Raw genomic sequence first — 17,527 nt, 5'->3', positions numbered from 1 at the left:
GCTAAGCCTCACAGCGCCGATGGTACTGCAGGGGGGACCCTGTGGGAGAGTAGGACGCCGCCGAACTCCTTTTGAGAGAAAGCCCCCGTGCCGTATGGCACGGGGGCTTTCTGCGTTTCAGGGCTCTGCGTTCTCGCCTTTTGCCTTCCTCTTCTCCTGCTCTGGGTTCGTCTTATGCGGTCCTCGTCAGAGGCGGCCCGCTGCCTTCAGGGAGAGATAGGCGTCGGCCAGCGCGGGAGCCAGGTCGTCAGGAGTGGCGTCCACGACGGTGACGCCGTGGCGTGTGAGCTGTTCCGCGGTGCGGTGGCGTTCCGCCTGGGCCTGGGCCGCGGCAGCGGCGTCGTACACCGCCTCCGTAGTGCCCCGTGACCTCGCCATCTGGGAGATATGCGGATCCGCCACCGACGCGACGACGACGGTATGGCGCTGTGTGAGGCCGGAGAGAACGGGAAGCAGGCCCTCTTCGATCGGGGCCGCGTCGAGGCTGGTGAGCAGCACGATCAGCGAGCTGCGGGGAGCCGCACGCAGGGCCGTCGAGGTGAGGCCGCGGGCATCCGTCTCGACGAGCTCGGGTTCCACGGTCGCGAGGGCGTTCACGAGCGACGGCAGGACATCACCCGCCGCCTTGCCCTGCACCAGGGCCCGCACGCGGCGGTCGTACGCGAGAAGGTCGACGCGGTCGCCTGCCCGGGAGGCCAGTGCGGCCAGGAGAAGAGCGGCATCCATGGACGCGTCGAGGCGAGGGGCGTCGCCGACGCGGCCCGCGGAGGTGCGGCCGGTGTCGAGGACCAAAAGGATGTGGCGGTCGCGTTCCGGGCGCCAGGTGCGGACAGCCACCGAGGACTGGCGGGCGGTGGCGCGCCAGTCGATGGAACGGGTGTCGTCACCGGGCACGTACTCGCGGAGGCTGTCGAACTCCGTACCCTGACCGCGGATCAGGACGCTGGTGCGGCCGTCGAGTTCGCGCAGCCGGGCCAGCTTCGACGGCAGGTGCTTGCGGCTGGTGAACGGCGGCAGCACACGGACCGTCCAGGGGACACGGTGGCCACCCTGCCGGGTGAACAGGCCGAGAGGGCCGTACGAGCGGATCGTCACGCGGTCCGCGCGGTGGTCGCCGCGACGGGTGGGACGCAAGCGCGTGGTGAGGCGGCGGCGTTCACCGGAAGGGACCGTCAACCGGCTCCTGGAAGCGGCGACTTCGGTGCCGGGCTGCCAGCTGCTCGGAGGCCAGGCGTCGCGGACGTCCGCGCGCAAGGGCCGCTTGGTGGGATTGGTGACGGTGACCTGGACGTCCGCGGACTCGCCGAGGCGCACGCTCGTGTCGCCGGAGCGGGTCAGGCCGAGACGGCGCACCGGAGCGGCCAGCGCGTAGTCGCAGGCGCAGGCCAGGGCCAAGGGGCCGTTGACGGCGAGGAAGCCGGTCCAGCTGGGTTCCAGAATGCCTACGGGGAGGGAGCCCAGGGCCGCCAGGAGGGCGGCGCGGCCTGTCGGGGCCATCAGCGGGGCACCGGGACGTGGTTGAGGATCGAGGTGATCACGGAGTCCGCCGTCACGCCCTCCATCTCGGCCTCGGGGCGGAGCTGGACGCGGTGGCGGAGCGTCGGCAGGGCCAGGGCCTTCACGTCATCGGGGGTGACGTAGTCGCGGCCGGTCAGCCAGGCCCAGGCGCGGGCCGTGGACAACAGGGCGGTAGCACCGCGCGGGGAGACGCCGAGGGTGAGGGACGGCGACTCGCGGGTGGCGCGGCAGATGTCGACCACGTAGGCCGTGATGTCGGTGGAGACCGAGGTCTTGGCGACGGCCGTGCGGGCCGCCTCGAGGTCTGCGGCGGTCGCGACGGGGCGCACGCCGGCGGCGCGCAGGTCGCGCGGATTGAAGCCTTCCGCGTGGCGCCTCAAGACGTCGATCTCGTCCTGGCGGGAGGGCAGGGGGACCGTCAGCTTGAGGAGGAAACGGTCCAGCTGGGCCTCGGGCAGGGGGTACGTGCCCTCGTACTCGACCGGGTTCTGAGTGGCCGCCACCAGGAACGGATCGGGCAGGGGGCGCGGGGTGCCGTCGACGGTGACCTGGCGTTCCTCCATCGCTTCGAGGAGGGAGGACTGGGTCTTGGGCGGGGTGCGGTTGATTTCGTCGGCGAGCAGGAGGTGGGTGAAGACGGGGCCCGGCTGGAAGGAGAACTCCGCGGTGCGGGTGTCGTAGACGAGGGAGCCGGTGACGTCGCTCGGCATCAGGTCGGGGGTGAACTGGACGCGTTTGGTGTCGAGTTCGAGGGACGCGGCGAGGGCCCGTACCAGCAGGGTCTTCGCGACGCCGGGGACGCCTTCGAGCAGGACGTGGCCGCGGCAGAGCAGGGCCACGACGAGGCCGGTGACGGCGGGGTCCTGGCCGACCACGGCCTTGGAGATCTCGGCGCGCAGGGCCTCGAGGGAGGAGCGGGCGCGGTCGGAGCTCCCGGCGTTGTCAGTGGTCGGGTCCATCATGAAGTACGAACCTCACTTTCGAGGGCGTCGAGTTGGTCGGCGAGGGCGATGAGGCCCGCGTCGTCGCCGGGCGGCGGGCCGAAGAGAAGGGGGTGCAGGTCCTGGCCGGGCGTGCGCAGACGGCTGGTCAGGGAAGGCAGGAGCGTCTCGGGTGTGTGCGCCCGGGCGGTGGGGACGCCGACGAGGGGGGCGAGGCGGGTGCGGGTGGCCGAACGAAGAGCCGCGGCGGCGCGGTCGCGGGCGTCGGCCTTGCGGTAGAGGCGGGCGCGGCCTTCGGCGGTCTCGGAGGCGCGGACGGCGACGGGGAGCCTCTCGGGGACGAGCGGGCCGAGGCGGCGGGCACGCCAGAGAGCGGCGAGCACGGCGGCCACGGTGAGCTGAAGCGTGCCCCAGAGCCAGCCGGAGGGGATCAGGTCGAAGAAGCTCTTGTCGGCGTCGTCATCGACGGCGTCGTCGGCCAATGAGGGGAGGTACCAGACCAGGTGGGGGCGGGAACCGAGGAGTTGCAGGGCGAGCGAGGCGTTGCCGTGCTCGCTGAGGCGGTCGTTGTAGAGGATGTCGGGGGCGCCGAGGACGACGGTGTCGCCCTGGGCCTCGCCGTCGCCCCGGGTGTCTCCGGGGGCCGCCGTGGCGGGGAGGCGCACGAGGCTGGGCAGGCCGTCACTGGGGTAGCAGGACTCCGCGTTCGGGGCGAGCGTCTCGTAGCGGATGCCGCCGACGTCGGCGGTGCCCGCGCGGCGGGCGGCGGGCAGGGCGCAGCCGGGGGACAGCGTCGAGTGGACGCTGCGGGCGCCGTCCGCGCTGACGCCGGGAGCGAGGGCCGAGACCGACGTGTCGGGGGCGACCAGGACGGTGCGGCCTCCGGAGCCCTCGGTGGCGGCGTGGAGGCGGGACAGCTGGCGGTCGGTGAGGACGTCGGGGTCGGCCACGAGGAGGGTGGTGTCCGGGCCCACGGCGGACCGGGCCTGTTCCGTGGTGGTGACCACGCGCGTGGACACGCCCCGGTCGTCGAGGAGTTCGGCGACGGCGCGGCTGCCGTACGGGTCGGCGGCGCGGGGGTCCAGGCGCCCGTGCTGCGCGCCGGAGCGGACGGTGGCGATCGCGATGCCCGCGGCCAGGAGGATGACGAGCGCGAGGGCGATGCCGCGCGTGCGGGTCCAGAGCTGGCGGGGAGTCGCGGCGAGGGAGGTTCCGGCAGGCGGCGCCGGGGTGTCCTGAGGGGGCTCGGAGGGGGCGGCCTGCCGGAGGGCCTCGTCGGGGGCGCCCGGTGTGTTCGAGGGCTTCGAGGGGCTCGCGGGGCTCGTGGGGCCGGTCATCCGCCTGCTCCAGGGGAGCTGGTGGGGGCCGTCGCGGAGGTCGTGAGCACGGGCTTGGCGCGCTCCAGGGTCTCGTCGAGGCGGGTGAGCCGGTGGTATGCCGTCTGGTCGGCGCTGCGGCCGCCGTATGTGACGTCGTCGAACTCCCGGGCCGCCGCGCGCAGCTCGTCCGTGTGCGCGGGCAGGGTGCGGCCCGCCTCCGTGGCGGCCTCGTCGGCCGTGCGGCCGGGGCGGGGGTCGAGGAGCGCGCGCTCCTCCAGGGAGCGGACGACGGCGCGCATCCGCTCCTGGACGGCCTGGTTCCAGTGGCCCTGGGCGGCGTGCGCCTCGGCGGCGGCGCGGTGTTCGGCGGCGCTGCGGGGGCGGTCGCCGAAGAGCGCCGCCGAGGTGGCGGGGGCCCCGCGGGGTGTGCCGAGGCGCCACCACAGGGCCGCCGCGACGGCGATCACGGCGACCACGATGACGACGAGCCCGAATCCGCCGCCCGGCGCCGCCCCGGAGGCCGCGTTCAGGAGGTCGTTCACCCAGTCCAGGAAGCGGTTCAGGGTGCGCTGGAAGAGGCCGGGCTCGTTCTCGTGGTACATCGGCTTGGAGAGCTCGCGCTCGGCTGCCTCCCGCGCGGGGTCGCGCGGGATCGTCACCGGGGGGTCCTCGCCGGTGCGCGCCAGCAGCAAGGCTGTTCCGGCGCCGGTGCGCGGCGCCGGAACGGCCGTACCGATCCTGTTCAGGACTGCCCCCGCCAGGGTCACCGCATCAGCTCCCGGGGGTGCCGGGCGCGTCGGAGGTGCCGTGGCCCGGGACGCCGGCGGCGCGGGCGAGTTCGAGGTCGAGGGCCTCGCGGCGGATCCGCTGGTCGATGTAGAGGAGCACGGTGACGCCCGCGGTGATCGGGAAGGTGAGCATGGAGCCGATCACCTGGCCGATGCCGCTGACGATCAGGAAGACCCAGCCGACGTCTCCGGAGGCGCTGTCAAGAAGGTTGGAGACGCTGTCGCCGCTGAGCGCGCCCGCGATGACGGTGAACGGGATGACGACGATCGACGAGATGACGTTCGCGATCACCGCGGCGAGCAGCTGGATGCCGAAGACGCGCCACCAGGAGCGGCGTACCAGCTTCACGGACCGGCTCAGCGACTTCTTCACGCCCTGCTTCTCCAGCATGAGCGCCGGGGAGGACAGGGAGAGCCGGACCATCAGCCAGATGGCGACGACGCCCGCGGCGAGGCCGCCGATGACGGCCAGGGCGGCACCGCCGTCGGTGGCCCCGGCCGCGGCGATGAGCACACCGGGCAGGACGCCGACGAGGACGATGCCCACCGCGATGAGCGGAAGCAGCAGGGTGAGGCCGAGCAGTTTGGGCAGCTGCGGACGGGAGTCGTGCCAGGCCTCCGCCGTGGTCACCGAGCGGCCGAGCACGGCGCGGCTGGTGACCATGGTCAGCAGGGCCGTCGCGACGATCGTGCCGAGCAGCGTGACGACGAGGACGACGCCGGAGCTCAGGAGCGTGTCCCCGAGGGCGCGCGTCAGCTCGCCGACGGTCGCGTCCGGGTCGTCCAGGGCCGCGGTGTCGGCGTCGTTGAGGACGAGCCCCTGGAGGAGCACGACGACGAGCTCCGTGACGACGGCGACGGTCAGCGAGATGCCGAGGACCGTGCGCCAGTGCGTACGCATCGTGGAGACCGCGCCGTCCAGGATCTCGCCGACGGCGAGCGGGCGCAGCGGGATGACTCCCGGCTTGGCGGCGGCGGGCGGGCCCTGCCAGGCGCCCCAGCCGCGGTAGGGGCCGCCGCCCTGGCCGCTGCCTCCCGCGGGGCCGCCGCCCCAGGCCTGGCCGGGGGGCGCGGGCGGAGGCGGGGTCTGGCCGGGGCCTGGCGCGCCGGGCGCGGACCACTGGGCGGGCGGCGGTTGCTCCTTGGACCACTTCGAGGGCGGGCCGCTCGGCTGGTCGTCGGGGGCGGTGGATCCCTGCCGGTCGGGGTCGTTTCCGTCGGAGGGGGCAGATCCGGGCGAGGCCCAGCCCGGAGTGTCGTTCATCGTCGCTCCTTCACAGTGCCCGTCCGCGGTCGCGGCGGCAGGTTGGCTGCCATCGTGCCACGGGGCGGTGGGCCGGGGACCAGGCGCGGGGGTACGGGGACCACGGGCTGCCTCGGCTGCACACCTTCTATTGTCCGACGGGTACCGGGCAGACTGGGCGGATGGCTGATCAGTACGCGCGATCCGGCGAGGACGTACGGCCGACACCGCCCTCCGGGGCCGCCGCACCGCCCCCAGGGGCCTCGGCGGCGGCACCCGGCGCCGTCGGCGGAACACCCACGACTCCCCTGCCCCCGACCACGCCACCGGCGGCCCTCGGCGGGCCTGAGGCCCCAGCGCCCCCGGCGGTTCCCGCCATCCGCTGGGACGAGCCACCCGAGGGCCCCGTCCTTGTACTCCTCGACCAGACCAGGCTGCCCGGTGAGGAGAGCGAGCTGGTCTGCACCGACGCGCCCGCGCTGGTGCAGGCGATCCGGACGCTGGCCGTGCGCGGGGCGCCGCTGCTCGGCATCGCCGGGGCGTACGGCGTGGCGCTGGCCGCCGCCCGCGGCTTCGACGTGGACGAGGCGGCCGAGGCCCTCGCGGCCGCGCGGCCCACCGCGGTCAACCTCGCCTACGGCGTGCGCAGGGCCCAGGCGGCGTACCGGGGCGCGGCCGCCGGGGGTGCGGACGGGCCGGGGGCCGCGCGGGCGGCGCTCGCCGCGGCGCGGGCGCTGCACCAGGAGGACGCCGAGGCCAGCGCGCGGATGGCGGTGCACGGCCTGGCGCTCCTTGACGAGCTGATGTCCGGCGGCGGCCATCGCATCCTCACGCACTGCAACACCGGGGCGCTGGTCTCCGGCGGCGAGGGCACGGCGTTCGCGGTGGCGCTGGGCGCGCACCGCGCGGGTCGGCTGCGCAGGCTGTGGGTGGACGAGACGCGGCCGCTGCTGCAGGGCGCCCGGCTCACGGCGTACGAGGCCGCGCGCAACGGAATGCCGTACACGCTGCTCACGGACAACGCGGCGGGTTCGCTGTTCGCGGCGGGAGAGGTCGATGCCGTGCTGATCGGCGCGGACCGGATCGCGGCCGACGGTTCGGTGGCCAACAAGGTGGGGAGCTATCCGCTCGCGGTGCTCGCCCGCTATCACCACGTGCCGTTCATCGTGGTGGCGCCGGTGACGACCGTGGACCCGCAGACCCCGGACGGGGCCGCCATCGAGGTCGAGCAGCGGGCGGGTCACGAGGTGACGGAGGTCACGGTGCCGATGGCGCCGACGGCGGCGGGAGCCGAGGGGGGAGGGGGGATTCTGGTGGCGCCCTTGGGGACGCAGGCCTACAACCCGGCCTTCGATGTGACGCCCCCCGAGTTGGTGACGGCGATCGTCACGGAGGAAGGTGTGGTGTCTCCGGTGACTGGCGAGGGTCTTGCCGAGCTGTGTGCCAGGTCACGCCAGGTAACGATTAGCTAATGGGATGATGTCAGGCATGAAGGGACGAGTCCTTGTCGTCGACGACGACACCGCACTGGCCGAGATGCTCGGGATTGTGCTGCGTGGTGAGGGTTTCGAGCCGTCGTTCGTTGCCGATGGTGACAAGGCGCTGGCAGCTTTCCGGGAGGCCAAGCCGGATCTTGTACTGCTCGATCTGATGCTGCCCGGTCGGGACGGCATTGAGGTGTGCCGCCTGATCAGGGCGGAGTCCGGTGTTCCGATCGTCATGCTCACCGCCAAGAGCGACACGGTGGACGTGGTGGTGGGCCTGGAGTCGGGGGCGGATGACTACATCGTCAAGCCGTTCAAGCCCAAGGAGCTCGTGGCCCGCATCCGTGCGCGGCTGCGCAGGTCGGAGGAGCCCGCGCCGGAGCAGCTGGCCATCGGTGACCTGGTCATCGACGTGGCCGGGCACTCCGTGAAGCGGGAGGGGCAGTCCATCGCGCTGACGCCGCTTGAGTTCGACCTGCTGGTCGCGCTCGCCCGCAAGCCGTGGCAGGTGTTCACGCGCGAGGTGCTGCTCGAACAGGTGTGGGGCTACCGCCACGCCGCCGACACCCGGCTGGTCAACGTGCATGTGCAGCGCCTGCGCTCCAAGGTCGAGCGGGACCCGGAGCGGCCCGAGATCGTGGTGACCGTCCGTGGCGTCGGTTACAAGGCCGGACCGAGCTGACGTGTCCCGGGACAGTTCCGCTCCGGCGCCCGGCGACCCGGGAGCGCGGCCGGGGCGGACTGTACGGCCGCCTCGGCGGGAGTCCCGGTTCGGGGCTCTGGTCGACCGCGGCCGGATGCTGCAGGGCGGGGTGCAGGGCAGCCCTTTCCTGCGGCTCTTCACGCGCTGGGTGCGCCGCCCGCTGCTGCCCGTCATGCGGCTGTGGCGGCGCAACATCCAGCTCAGGGTGGTCGTCACCACGCTGCTGATGTCGCTGGGCGTGGTGCTCCTGCTGGGCTTCGTCGTCATGAGCTCGGTGAGCAACGGCCTGCTGAAGGCGAAGGTCAACGCGTCCCAGAGCCAGGCCGACGGCGGCTTCCGGGTGGCCCAGGAGAAGGCCAACTCGGCGCGCCAGGTCTCCCCGCAGGGCGACGCCGGGGACGGTCCCACCGCGCAGAACGCCGCCGTGTGGATGTCGGAGCTGGCCGAGCAGCTCGCGAGCGGCGGCCAGAACGCGTTCTACGTGGTGACGCTGAGCGCCAACACGGGTGACGTCGGCAGTGTGCGCGGACCGCGTGCCTCCGGCGGCGTTGACCCGATCCAGAGCGTTCCCGAAGAGGTCCGCGACAAGGTCAGCGACGGCACGCTCGCGTACCAGAGCAACACGCGCATCAGGTTCATCGACCACCGTGCGTCACAGGCCGGTCTGGTGATCGGCAAGCAGCTCAGTGACCTCAACGGCGACTCGTACCAGCTGTACTACCTCTTCCCGCTGACGCAGGAAGAGGAGTCGATGAGCCTGGTGCGCGGCACGCTCGCGACGGCGGGGCTGTTCGTGGTGGTCCTGCTCGGCGCCATCGCCTGGCTGGTCGTGCGGCAGGTCGTCACGCCCGTACGGATGGCGGCGGGGATCGCCGAGCGGCTGTCCGCGGGGCGTCTCCAGGAGCGGATGAAGGTCACTGGTGAGGACGACATCGCGCGTCTCGGCGAGGCCTTCAACAAGATGGCGCAGAACCTCCAGCTCAAGATCCAGCAGCTGGAGGAGCTGTCGCGGATGCAGCGGCGGTTCGTGTCGGACGTGTCGCACGAGCTGCGCACGCCCCTGACGACCGTACGGATGGCGGCGGACGTCATCCATGAGGCGCGGGTGGACTTCGATCCGGTGACGGCGCGGTCGGCCGAGTTGCTCGCCGATCAGCTGGACCGGTTCGAGTCGCTGCTCGCGGATCTCCTTGAGATCAGCCGGTTCGACGCGGGCGCGGCCGCCCTTGAGGCCGAGCCGATAGACCTGCGCGAGGTGGTGCGCCGCGTGGTGGGCGGCGCCGAGCCGCTGGCCGAACGCAAGGGCACCCGGATACGGGTCGTCGGCGACCAGCAGCCCGTGGTCGCGGAGGCCGACGCGCGGCGCGTGGAGCGCGTGCTGCGCAACCTCGTGGTCAACGCCGTGGAGCACGGCGAGGGCCAGGACGTGATCGTCAAGCTGGCGGTCGCGGGCGGCGCGGTCGCCGTCGCGGTGCGGGACTACGGGGTGGGGCTCAAGCCCGGCGAGGCGACCCGGGTGTTCAGCCGCTTCTGGCGGGCCGACCCGGCACGCGCGCGTACCACCGGCGGTACCGGCCTCGGCCTGTCCATCGCCCTGGAGGACGCGCGGCTGCACGGCGGCTGGCTGCAGGCCTGGGGCGAGCCGGGCGGCGGCTCGCAGTTCCGGCTCACGCTGCCGCGTACGGCCGACGAGGTGCTGCGCGGCTCGCCGATACCGCTGGAGCCGGACGACTCGCGGCGCCACCGCGACCTGGAGGCCGCGGGCCTGCCGCGCGGTGGCGGCGGCAAGCGGGCCACCGTGTCCCACCGGCCGCAGGATCGGGTGTCTCCGCCCGTGCCCGCGAAGGCGCCGGTCGCGCCGCGGCTCGCGGCCGCGGCGGCCCTGGACGTGGACCCGACGGCCCTGCCGGGCAACGGCGCGCGGGTGGTGCCGCGCCAGTCGAGGTCCTTTGAGGACGAGGGCGAGGGCGGGGGCGAATCGTTCGGCGCGGGCGTGCGCGGCGACGTACCGGATGCGGGGACGGACCGGGGCGCAACGAGAGTTGATGACGCATCGAGAGTCGATGACGCGCCGAGAGTCGATGACGCGCCGAGAGTTGATCATGACGAGGAGCCGGGAGCGGGCAGTGGCGACGGGCCGGGTGCCGACGAGGAGCAGGGAGCCTCGCGTGGGCGCTGAACGGGACGGGCGCGTGCGCCCCTCGCAGGCCGGGCTCGTGGTCGCCGTGTGCGGCGCGCTGCTCGCCGGGTGCGCCTCCATGCCCGACGAGGGGAACCTGAAGAAGGTCGACGCCTCCCAGCGGCCGGACTCGCAGTCCCAGGTGCGCGTGTACGCGATACCGCCGTCTGAGAACGCGCAGGCCGTGGATATCGTCCAGGGCTTCCTCGAGGCGCTGACCAGCGACGATCCGGACTTCGCGATCGCGCGCAAGTACCTCACGAAGGAAGCGTCCGACAGCTGGGACCCCCAGCACTCCACCACGGTCCTCGCCGACGGCCCGAACACGGTCGCCGACAACGTGGACAACGACAGCGGCAGCGGGCGCACGTACTCCCTCACCGGGCGGCAGATCGCGACGGTGAACAAGCAGCACGCGTACGTGCCCGACGAGACGGCGTACGCGCAGACCGTGCACCTCTCGCAGCAGAACGGGTCGAACGGCCGGGTGTGGCGCATCGACCGGCTGCCCAAAGGCGTCGTGCTCGGCGAGTCGGACTTCGAGCGGAACTACGAAGCGGTCAACAAGTACTACTTCGCCGAGCGCGAGGCCGGCCATGAGGGCAGCGGCCCGAAGGCGCTCGTCGCGGACCCCATCTACGTACGCCAGCGCATCGATCCGCTGACCCAGACGGTGAAGTCCCTGCTCGCGGGGCCCACGCACTGGCTCGGCCCGGTGGTCACCTCGCCGTTCCTGATGGGGACGAGGCTCGCGCCCGGCACCAAGTCGCTGACGCCGGACGACAAGAACAAGCTGGTCGTGCCGCTGAACGGACGCGCGGACCGGGTCGACCAGAAGCGCTGCACCCTGATGGCCGCGCAACTGCTCTTCACGCTCCAGGACTTGACGGCGTCCGGCGTGGAGCAGGTGGAGCTGCGGCGCCAGAACGGCTCGCAGCTGTGCGTGCTCGGCAAGGACCGCGCCGAGACCGTGGCCTCGCACCGCGGCCCGGGCCGGCCGTCCTACCAGTACTTCGTCGACGACAAGCAGCGGCTTGTGCAGATGCCGGTCAACGCGGGGAGCAACGCCAAGCCGGAGCCGGTGCCGGGCCCGTTCGGCAGCCCCGAGCAGGAGCTGCGCTCGGCCGCGATCTCGCGCGACGAGCAGCACGCGGCCGGGGTGTCGGCCGACGGGCGCAGCCTGTACACGGCCTCCCTGGTCAGCGGTTCGCTCGGCGGTCCTGAGCTGCGCTCCCGGTCCAAGTCGGCGGGCGACGGCCTGTCCACGCCCAGCTGGGACGGGCGCGGCGACCTGTGGGTGGCCGACCGGGACCCGAAGCGGCCGCGGCTCTTCTGGCTCGACCAGGGCACGGGCGAGCCGGTGCCGGTGAACGTCTCCGGCCTGGACGGGCACATCAAGGACGTGCGGGTGTCGGCGGACGGCGTGCGCATCGCGCTGCTCGTGGAGAAGAAGGGCAAGACGTCGTTGCGGATCGGCCGCGTCGAGCGGTCGGTCGGCAAGGACGAACAGCCCATCATCTCCGTCGTCGAACCGCGCGAGGCGGCCCCGCAGATGGAAGAGGTCACCGCCATGTCCTGGGCGGGCCCCAGCCGCCTCGTGGTGGTGGGACGCGAGTCCGGCGGTGTGCAGCAGATGCGGTACGTCCAGTGCGACGGCTCGGCGCGCGCGGGGGCGACGCTGCCCGGACTCACCGGCGTGAAGGAGATCGCCGCGTCCGAGGACGAGACCCAGCCGCTGCTCGCGCACTCGGACGACGGGATCGTGCGGCTGCCTTCGGGGGCGCAGTGGCAGACGGTGGGCAAGGACGGGCGGGCGCCGGTCTATCCCGGGTGACGGGGCCTCCGCCGACTGGCTGAGACGGCTTCTGCCGGGCTTGACGGGGCCTGTGCCTGGCTGATGCTTGGCTGACGGCCTGTGCCGGGCTGTCGGGCCCTCTGGCCGGGCTGTCGGGCTCTCTGCTTCGGTGGCGGCCTCTGCTGGGCTGGCCGCCCCCTGCCGGGCTGTCGGGCTCTCTGCTTGGCTGGCCGACCTCTGCCGGGCTGGCCGTCCCCTGCCGGGCTGACCGCCCCCTGCCGGGCTGACGGACCCTCTGCCGGGCTGACGGACCTCCGCCGGGTTGACGGACCCCCTGCCGGAAGGTTGGGCCCTCCGCCGGACGGACGGCTTCCTGGGGCCCCGCGGTGTCCGCCGGGCCTGCGCCCGGCGCGGATGGAAGCGTGTCGGCGCAGCGCAGCCGGGGTGCGCGCGGTTATCCACAGGTGGTTATCCACAGGGGTGGCAGCGGGGCGTCCGCGTTGGCACAGTGGTGGACATGCGGGGGTGGTGGCAGGACCTCACGGAGCTGGTCCTTCCGGCCGAGTGCGGGGGCTGCGGGGCGCCTCGGGCGGCGCTGTGCGTCCGGTGCCGGGCCGCTCTGTGCGGAGCCGCGCCGCGCAGGGTGCGGCCGGTGCCCGAGCCACGAGGGCTGCCGGTGGTGCACGCGGCGGCGGTGTACGAGGACGCGGTGCGGGCGGTGCTGCTCGCACACAAGGAACGGGGCGCGCTGGCGCTCGTCGGGCCGCTCGGCGAGGCGCTGGCGGGCGCGGTGCGGGCCGGGCTGGAGTGCGGGGCCGCACCCGGGGCGTCCGGCGCCGAGGCCGGGCGGGACGGCGCGGCTCCGGTGCTCCTGGTGCCGGTGCCGTCCGCGCGGTGGGCGGTGCGGGCGCGGGGGCACGACCCGGTGCGGCGGATCGCGCTGGCCGCGGCGGGGGAGCTGCGGCGCTCGGGGGTGTCGGCCCGGGTGCTCGCGGTGCTGCGGCAGCGGCGCGCCGTCGCCGACCAGGCGGGCCTCAACTCCCGTGAGCGGCAGGCGAATCTGTCGGGGGCGCTGGAGGTGGCCGCCGGTGCGGGGCGGCTGCTGCGGGGCGCGGCGCGCGTCGTCGTGGTGGACGACCTCATGACGACGGGAGCCTCGCTCGTGGAGGCCACCCGTGCGATGGGTGGTGTGGAGGGCGCGAACGGGGAAGGAGACCAGCGAGCGCGCCGCACCGGTCGGCAGGCATGGATCGAGGCGGAGAACCAGATAGGGAACCGGCCAAGCCGCGGTGGCGAGAAGGACGCCGTCGGCGCGGGACCGAATGCACTGGTGGCCGGGGCAAAGGGCGCGGAAAATAAGGTGAGAGCGGCGGTCGTCGCGGCTACACCGGATTCTTTCAAAATAAACCGGAACTGACGGAGAACTTCCATCGTTGCTGGTAGTGAGAGGGTGGAAGTACCTGAATGGAGGTACGTGTCAGTAGAGGGTGACGACATCCGTCCGGGCGAGATATGTTCGGTTGTGAGGAGCCGCGCACAGCGCCCCTCGCTTATCGGAATGCCGGTGCACGGGTTTTCCGCAATCACCCGGAACCGGTGGGTGGAGATCTTGCCCACGGGGGAGGAGGAGGTGGAAGTCACCGAGTCCGAGGCTCCGGGAGTGTCCGGGGTCTGGTGCAAAAGGGAGAGGCTCCGCCGAAGTCGCGGAGCGATCCGGGAACGGAGTTCTGCGTGGACATCGTCGTCAAGGGCCGCAAGACCGAGGTGCCCGAGCGGTTCCGCAAGCACGTGGCCGAGAAGCTGAAGCTGGAGAAGATCCAGAAGCTCGACGGCAAGGTGATCAGCCTCGACGTCGAGGTGTCCAAGGAAACCAACCCGCGTCAGGCCGACCGTTCCGACCGTGTGGAGATCACCGTCCGTGGGCGTGGGCCCGTGATCCGGGCGGAGGCATCGGCGTCGGATCCCTACGCGGCGCTCGACCTGGCCACCGCCAAGCTCGAGGCCCGGCTGCGCAAGCAGCACGAGAAGCGGCACAACCGGCGCGGTGCCGGCCGGCTCACCGCCGCCGAGGTCGCCAGCCGCGTGCCGGACGCGGCGCACCTCAACGGGGACGGTTCCCTGGCCCACGACGAAGAGCCCGATGGCGTGCCGACCACCAGGATCGGCTCGCTGGAGATCCAGGGCGAAGGGCCCCTGGTGGTCCGCGAGAAGACGCACGTCGCGGCCCCCATGTCGCTCGACCAGGCGCTCTACGAGATGGAGCTGGTCGGCCATGACTTCTACTTGTTCATCGACTCCGAGACCAAGGAACCGAGCGTCGTCTACCGGCGGCACGCCTACGACTACGGCGTCATCCACCTCAACGCGGACCCCATGGTCACCCAGCCGCAATCGGCTGGCGGAGGCAGTGTCCTCGGTGGCTGATCTCCCTCGCGGGAGCGCGTAGACCGGTGCCCCTGGAGCGCGTGTGCGCCCCCAGGGGCACCCGCGTGCGACCACTGCGCGCACGGCGCGGGGGCCGGTCATGGAATCATGGGCGTGACGGCCCAACCCGCTTGACTCTGCCTAGGGTTGGTGCAGCCAAGGCAAGACACTGGCCCTGGCCTTCAGGGGGAGGAACGATGGCGGACAGCTTCGGACCGATGCGGAACGACGATGCCGGGGACGGCGTCGGCATCGGCACGGACGCGGGCGCCCCGCGCAAGGAGCCGATCCGGGTCCTGGTCGTGGACGACCACGCGCTCTTCCGGCGTGGTCTGGAGATCGTCCTCGCCGCGGAGGAGGACATCCAGGTGGTCGGCGAGGCGGGCGATGGCGCGGAGGCGGTGGACAAGGCGGCGGATCTGCTGCCGGACATCGTCCTGATGGATGTGCGGATGCCGAAGCGCGGCGGCATCGAGGCCTGTACCTCGATCAAGGAGGTGGCCCCCAGCGCGAAGATCATCATGCTGACGATCAGCGACGAGGAGGCCGACCTCTATGACGCGATCAAGGCGGGCGCGACCGGCTATCTGCTGAAGGAGATCTCCACGGACGAGGTCGCCACGGCGATCCGGGCGGTGGCGGACGGACAGTCGCAGATCAGCCCGTCCATGGCGTCGAAGCTGCTCACGGAGTTCAAGTCGATGATCCAGCGGACGGACGAGCGGCGGCTCGTCCCGGCGCCCCGGCTCACCGACCGGGAGCTGGAGGTCCTGAAGCTGGTGGCCACCGGCATGAACAACCGGGACATCGCCAAGGAGTTGTTCATCTCCGAGAACACCGTGAAGAACCACGTGCGCAACATCCTGGAGAAGCTGCAGCTGCACTCCCGGATGGAGGCCGTGGTGTACGCGATGCGGGAGAAGATCCTCGAGATCCGGTGACCGGCCGGGCCACCGGACCGGCCGTCAGCCGAGGGCGCGGACCAGGGGCGCGGTCAGCTCCGGGCTGTCCACGCGCTCGACGCGCACGGCGTCGCAGCCCACCCACTCCGCCGCCTCCAGGAGCGCCTGAGCGACCTGGGGCACCGCCTTGGGGCCCGCGAGGGACACCTGCTTGGCGACCAGCGTGGTGCCCTCGCGCGCGGGGTCGACACGGCCCACGAGGTGGCCGCCCGCGAGCACCGGCATCGCGAAGTAGCCGTGGATCCGCTTCTGCTTGGGGACGTACGCCTCCAGGCGGTGGGTGAAGCCGAAGATCCGCTCCGTGCGTGCCCGCTCCCAGATCAGGGAGTCGAACGGCGACAGGAGCGTCGTGCGGTGGCGGCCGCGCGGGGGCGTGGCCAGCGCCTCGGGCGCCGCCCAGGCGGGCTTGTCCCAGCCCTCCACGGCCACCGGCACCAGGCCCGAGTCCTCGACCACGGCGTCGAACTGCTCGCCCTTGAGGCGGTGGTAGTCGGCGATGTCCGCGCGGGTGCCGACGCCCAGGGCCTCGCCCGCCTGGCGGACCAGACGGCGCACGCACTCCCTGTCGTCCAGGTCGTCGTGCAGCAGGGTGTCGGGGATGGCGCGCTCCGCGAGGTCGTACACCCGCTTCCAGGAGCGCCGTTCCACGCACACCACCTCGCCGTGCATCAGCGCGCGCTCCACGGCGATCTTGGAGTCGGACCAGTCCCACCACTCGCCCTTGTTCTTCGCGCCGCCCAACTCCGTGGCCGTGAGCGGGCCTTCGGCGCGGAGCTGCTTGATGACCTGGTCGTAGGCGCCGTCCGGGAGGTCGTGGTGCCAGTGCGGGCGGGCGCGGTAGGCGCGGCGGCGGAAGGCGAAGTGCGGCCACTCCTCGATGGGCAGGACGCAGGCGGCGTGGGACCAGTACTCGAACGCGTGGGGGCTCGCCGTGGGCGCGCCGGGGGGCGTGGTCGTCCAGTACGCCCGCTCCACCGTCTTGCGGCCGACGGCGCCCAGGCGTGCGTACGGGATCAGCTCGTGGGAGCGGGCCAGGACCGAGATCGTGTCGAGCTGGACCGCGCCCAGGTGGCGCAGGACTCCGCGGGGGCCCGCCTTGCGGTTCGGGGCGCCGAGGAAGCCTTGGGCCCGAAGGGCCAGGCGGCGGGCTTCGTCGGCGGTGAGGGTGGCCTGGGGGTGTGGGGTGCGGGTGGGCTCGGTCATGGGGGAACGATAGGGGGAGGGTCTGACAGTGGGGGTGGGGGTGGGTGGCCCTCGTGGGTGGGCGCCTTCGCGGGGCGCCCCAGGCCCGCCCCTTCCCGAAACCGGGGCTGCCGCCCCGGGCCCCGCTCAACCGCAATTGGCGCTTCGCGCCTCGTCCTCAAACGCCGGACGGGCTGGAACTGAGGTACTGCTGCTGTGACTGCAGGCCGATGTCCGTGGGCAGGAGGGCGCCGATCCAGCAGTCGCGGAGGGTGTTCTTGTTGGGCAGGGCCGCGCGGAGGGTGCCCTCGATGGTGAAGCCCGCCTTCTCGGCCACCGCGCGGGAGCCCTGGTTGCCCACCTCGGCGCGCCACTCCAAGCGGGTGCAGCCGAGCCGTGCGAACGCCCAGTGGGCCATGGCCTGGACGGTCTCCGTCATATAGCCGTGGCCCCGGTGCTCCTTGGCGGTCCAGAAGCCGATCTCCCAGCTGCCCGCGCGCGGGTGGTGCAGGCTCGTCGCGGCCAGGAGCGGGCCGCCCTCACGGGGGCGTACGGAGAAGGTGTACTCGACGTCGTAACGCCAGCCGTCGGGGACCATGCGGCCGGTGAAGCTCTCGGCGTCCACGCGCGTGTAGGGCGACGGGATGGTCGTCCAGCGCTGGATGTCGGGGTCCTGGGCGGCCGCGTACACCTCGTCCGTGTCGGCGGACGTGAAGGCGCGCAGCAGCAGGCGTTCGGTGGTGAGGGTGACGGGCTCCATCGGCCGATTCTGCGCGGGGCGCCCCGCGCGGCGCCAGCGATTTGGCGCGCTCTCCCCGGCGCGGGTGGACGGCGTCGGCGGGACGATTCAGCGGAGGGCGGATTCACCGTCGGATGGTCCGGTATGCGGCACCTTCCAGGCCGCCCGAGCGTTGACGTACTGGCAGACCTCCCGGCGTGGCCGGGTCCTCGCATACGATGGCCGTTGCCCGACGAGTACAACCGACCAT

The 17,527-nt window shown here is 72.8% G+C and carries 14 protein-coding genes and 1 rRNA gene; 8 read left to right on the top strand and 7 right to left on the bottom strand.

Going from position 1 to position 17,527, the window contains the following annotated elements:
• Positions 1 to 66: ribosomal RNA gene (rrf, locus tag AC07A4_RS10905) — 5S ribosomal RNA — on the top strand; the annotation flags it as partial.
• A 120-nt stretch (positions 67 to 186) separates the two neighbouring features.
• Here rrf and AC07A4_RS10900 read toward each other — a convergent pair.
• From AC07A4_RS10900 to AC07A4_RS10880, 5 genes are read right to left on the bottom strand one after another with little or no spacing between them, the layout of a single operon-like run.
• Entirely contained in the window at positions 187 to 1,497 is a 1,311-nt protein-coding gene (locus AC07A4_RS10900; protein ID WP_478595874.1) for a DUF58 domain-containing protein, read from the bottom strand.
• Positions 1,497 to 2,477: an AAA family ATPase gene (locus tag AC07A4_RS10895; RefSeq protein WP_478595960.1), complete on the bottom strand. Its 981-nt coding sequence runs from the start codon at positions 2,475 to 2,477 to the stop codon at positions 1,497 to 1,499. The genes AC07A4_RS10900 and AC07A4_RS10895 overlap by 1 nt, the downstream gene beginning before the upstream one ends.
• Complete coding sequence (locus tag AC07A4_RS10890) at positions 2,477 to 3,796, bottom strand: DUF4350 domain-containing protein (RefSeq protein ID WP_478595872.1); 1,320 nt, start codon at positions 3,794 to 3,796, stop codon at positions 2,477 to 2,479. The genes AC07A4_RS10895 and AC07A4_RS10890 overlap by 1 nt, the downstream gene beginning before the upstream one ends.
• A complete protein-coding gene (locus tag AC07A4_RS10885) occupies positions 3,793 to 4,545 on the bottom strand; it encodes a DUF4129 domain-containing protein (protein WP_478595869.1) in 753 nt (250 codons plus the stop codon). Before AC07A4_RS10885 ends, AC07A4_RS10890 begins: the two co-directional genes overlap by 4 nt.
• 4 nt (positions 4,546 to 4,549) lie before the next feature.
• Positions 4,550 to 5,830, bottom strand: coding sequence for a DUF7847 domain-containing protein (locus AC07A4_RS10880; protein WP_478595867.1), 1,281 nt, complete (start codon positions 5,828 to 5,830; stop codon positions 4,550 to 4,552).
• Positions 5,831 to 5,991: 161 nt separating this feature from the next.
• Here AC07A4_RS10880 and mtnA point away from each other — a divergent pair, with 161 nt between their 5' ends.
• The 7 genes from mtnA to AC07A4_RS10845 all read left to right on the top strand — a co-directional run bounded on the left by mtnA (position 5,992) and on the right by AC07A4_RS10845 (position 15,335).
• Entirely contained in the window at positions 5,992 to 7,281 is a 1,290-nt protein-coding gene (mtnA, locus tag AC07A4_RS10875; protein ID WP_478595865.1) for an S-methyl-5-thioribose-1-phosphate isomerase, read from the top strand.
• A gap of 4 nt (positions 7,282 to 7,285) precedes the next feature.
• Complete coding sequence (gene mtrA / locus AC07A4_RS10870) at positions 7,286 to 7,975, top strand: two-component system response regulator MtrA (protein WP_198502768.1); 690 nt, start codon at positions 7,286 to 7,288, stop codon at positions 7,973 to 7,975.
• Positions 7,976 to 8,090: 115 nt separating this feature from the next.
• A complete protein-coding gene (mtrB, locus tag AC07A4_RS10865) occupies positions 8,091 to 10,175 on the top strand; it encodes an MtrAB system histidine kinase MtrB (protein WP_478595859.1) in 2,085 nt (694 codons plus the stop codon).
• Positions 10,165 to 12,009 carry an LpqB family beta-propeller domain-containing protein gene (locus AC07A4_RS10860; RefSeq protein ID WP_478595857.1) on the top strand — a complete coding sequence of 615 codons (1,845 nt, stop codon included), beginning with the start codon at positions 10,165 to 10,167 and terminating at the stop codon, positions 12,007 to 12,009. The genes mtrB and AC07A4_RS10860 overlap by 11 nt, the downstream gene beginning before the upstream one ends.
• Before the next feature lie 478 nt (positions 12,010 to 12,487).
• Entirely contained in the window at positions 12,488 to 13,387 is a 900-nt protein-coding gene (locus AC07A4_RS10855) for a ComF family protein (RefSeq protein ID WP_478595854.1), read from the top strand.
• A 314-nt stretch (positions 13,388 to 13,701) separates the two neighbouring features.
• Positions 13,702 to 14,394 carry a ribosome hibernation-promoting factor, HPF/YfiA family gene (gene hpf / locus AC07A4_RS10850; RefSeq protein ID WP_478595851.1) on the top strand — a complete coding sequence of 231 codons (693 nt, stop codon included), beginning with the start codon at positions 13,702 to 13,704 and terminating at the stop codon, positions 14,392 to 14,394.
• Between the two features lie 197 nt (positions 14,395 to 14,591).
• Positions 14,592 to 15,335: a response regulator gene (locus AC07A4_RS10845; RefSeq protein WP_478595847.1), complete on the top strand. Its 744-nt coding sequence runs from the start codon at positions 14,592 to 14,594 to the stop codon at positions 15,333 to 15,335.
• Between the two features lie 24 nt (positions 15,336 to 15,359).
• On the opposite strand, the gene AC07A4_RS10840 is transcribed toward AC07A4_RS10845, so the two are convergent.
• Positions 15,360 to 16,559 (bottom strand): winged helix-turn-helix domain-containing protein, encoded by a 1,200-nt coding sequence (locus AC07A4_RS10840; protein ID WP_478595845.1) that lies wholly within the window; start codon positions 16,557 to 16,559, stop codon positions 15,360 to 15,362.
• A gap of 157 nt (positions 16,560 to 16,716) precedes the next feature.
• The gene (locus tag AC07A4_RS10835) at positions 16,717 to 17,298 is read right to left on the bottom strand and encodes a GNAT family N-acetyltransferase (RefSeq protein ID WP_478595843.1); all 582 of its coding nucleotides are present in this window, start codon (positions 17,296 to 17,298) and stop codon (positions 16,717 to 16,719) included.
• Positions 17,299 to 17,527 lie beyond the last annotated feature (229 nt).

The sequence above is a fragment of the Streptomyces sp. NPDC043996 genome, from assembly GCF_056435225.1.
Note: the sequence above shows the minus strand (reverse complement) of the source record. Positions and strands in the feature narration are given on the sequence as shown.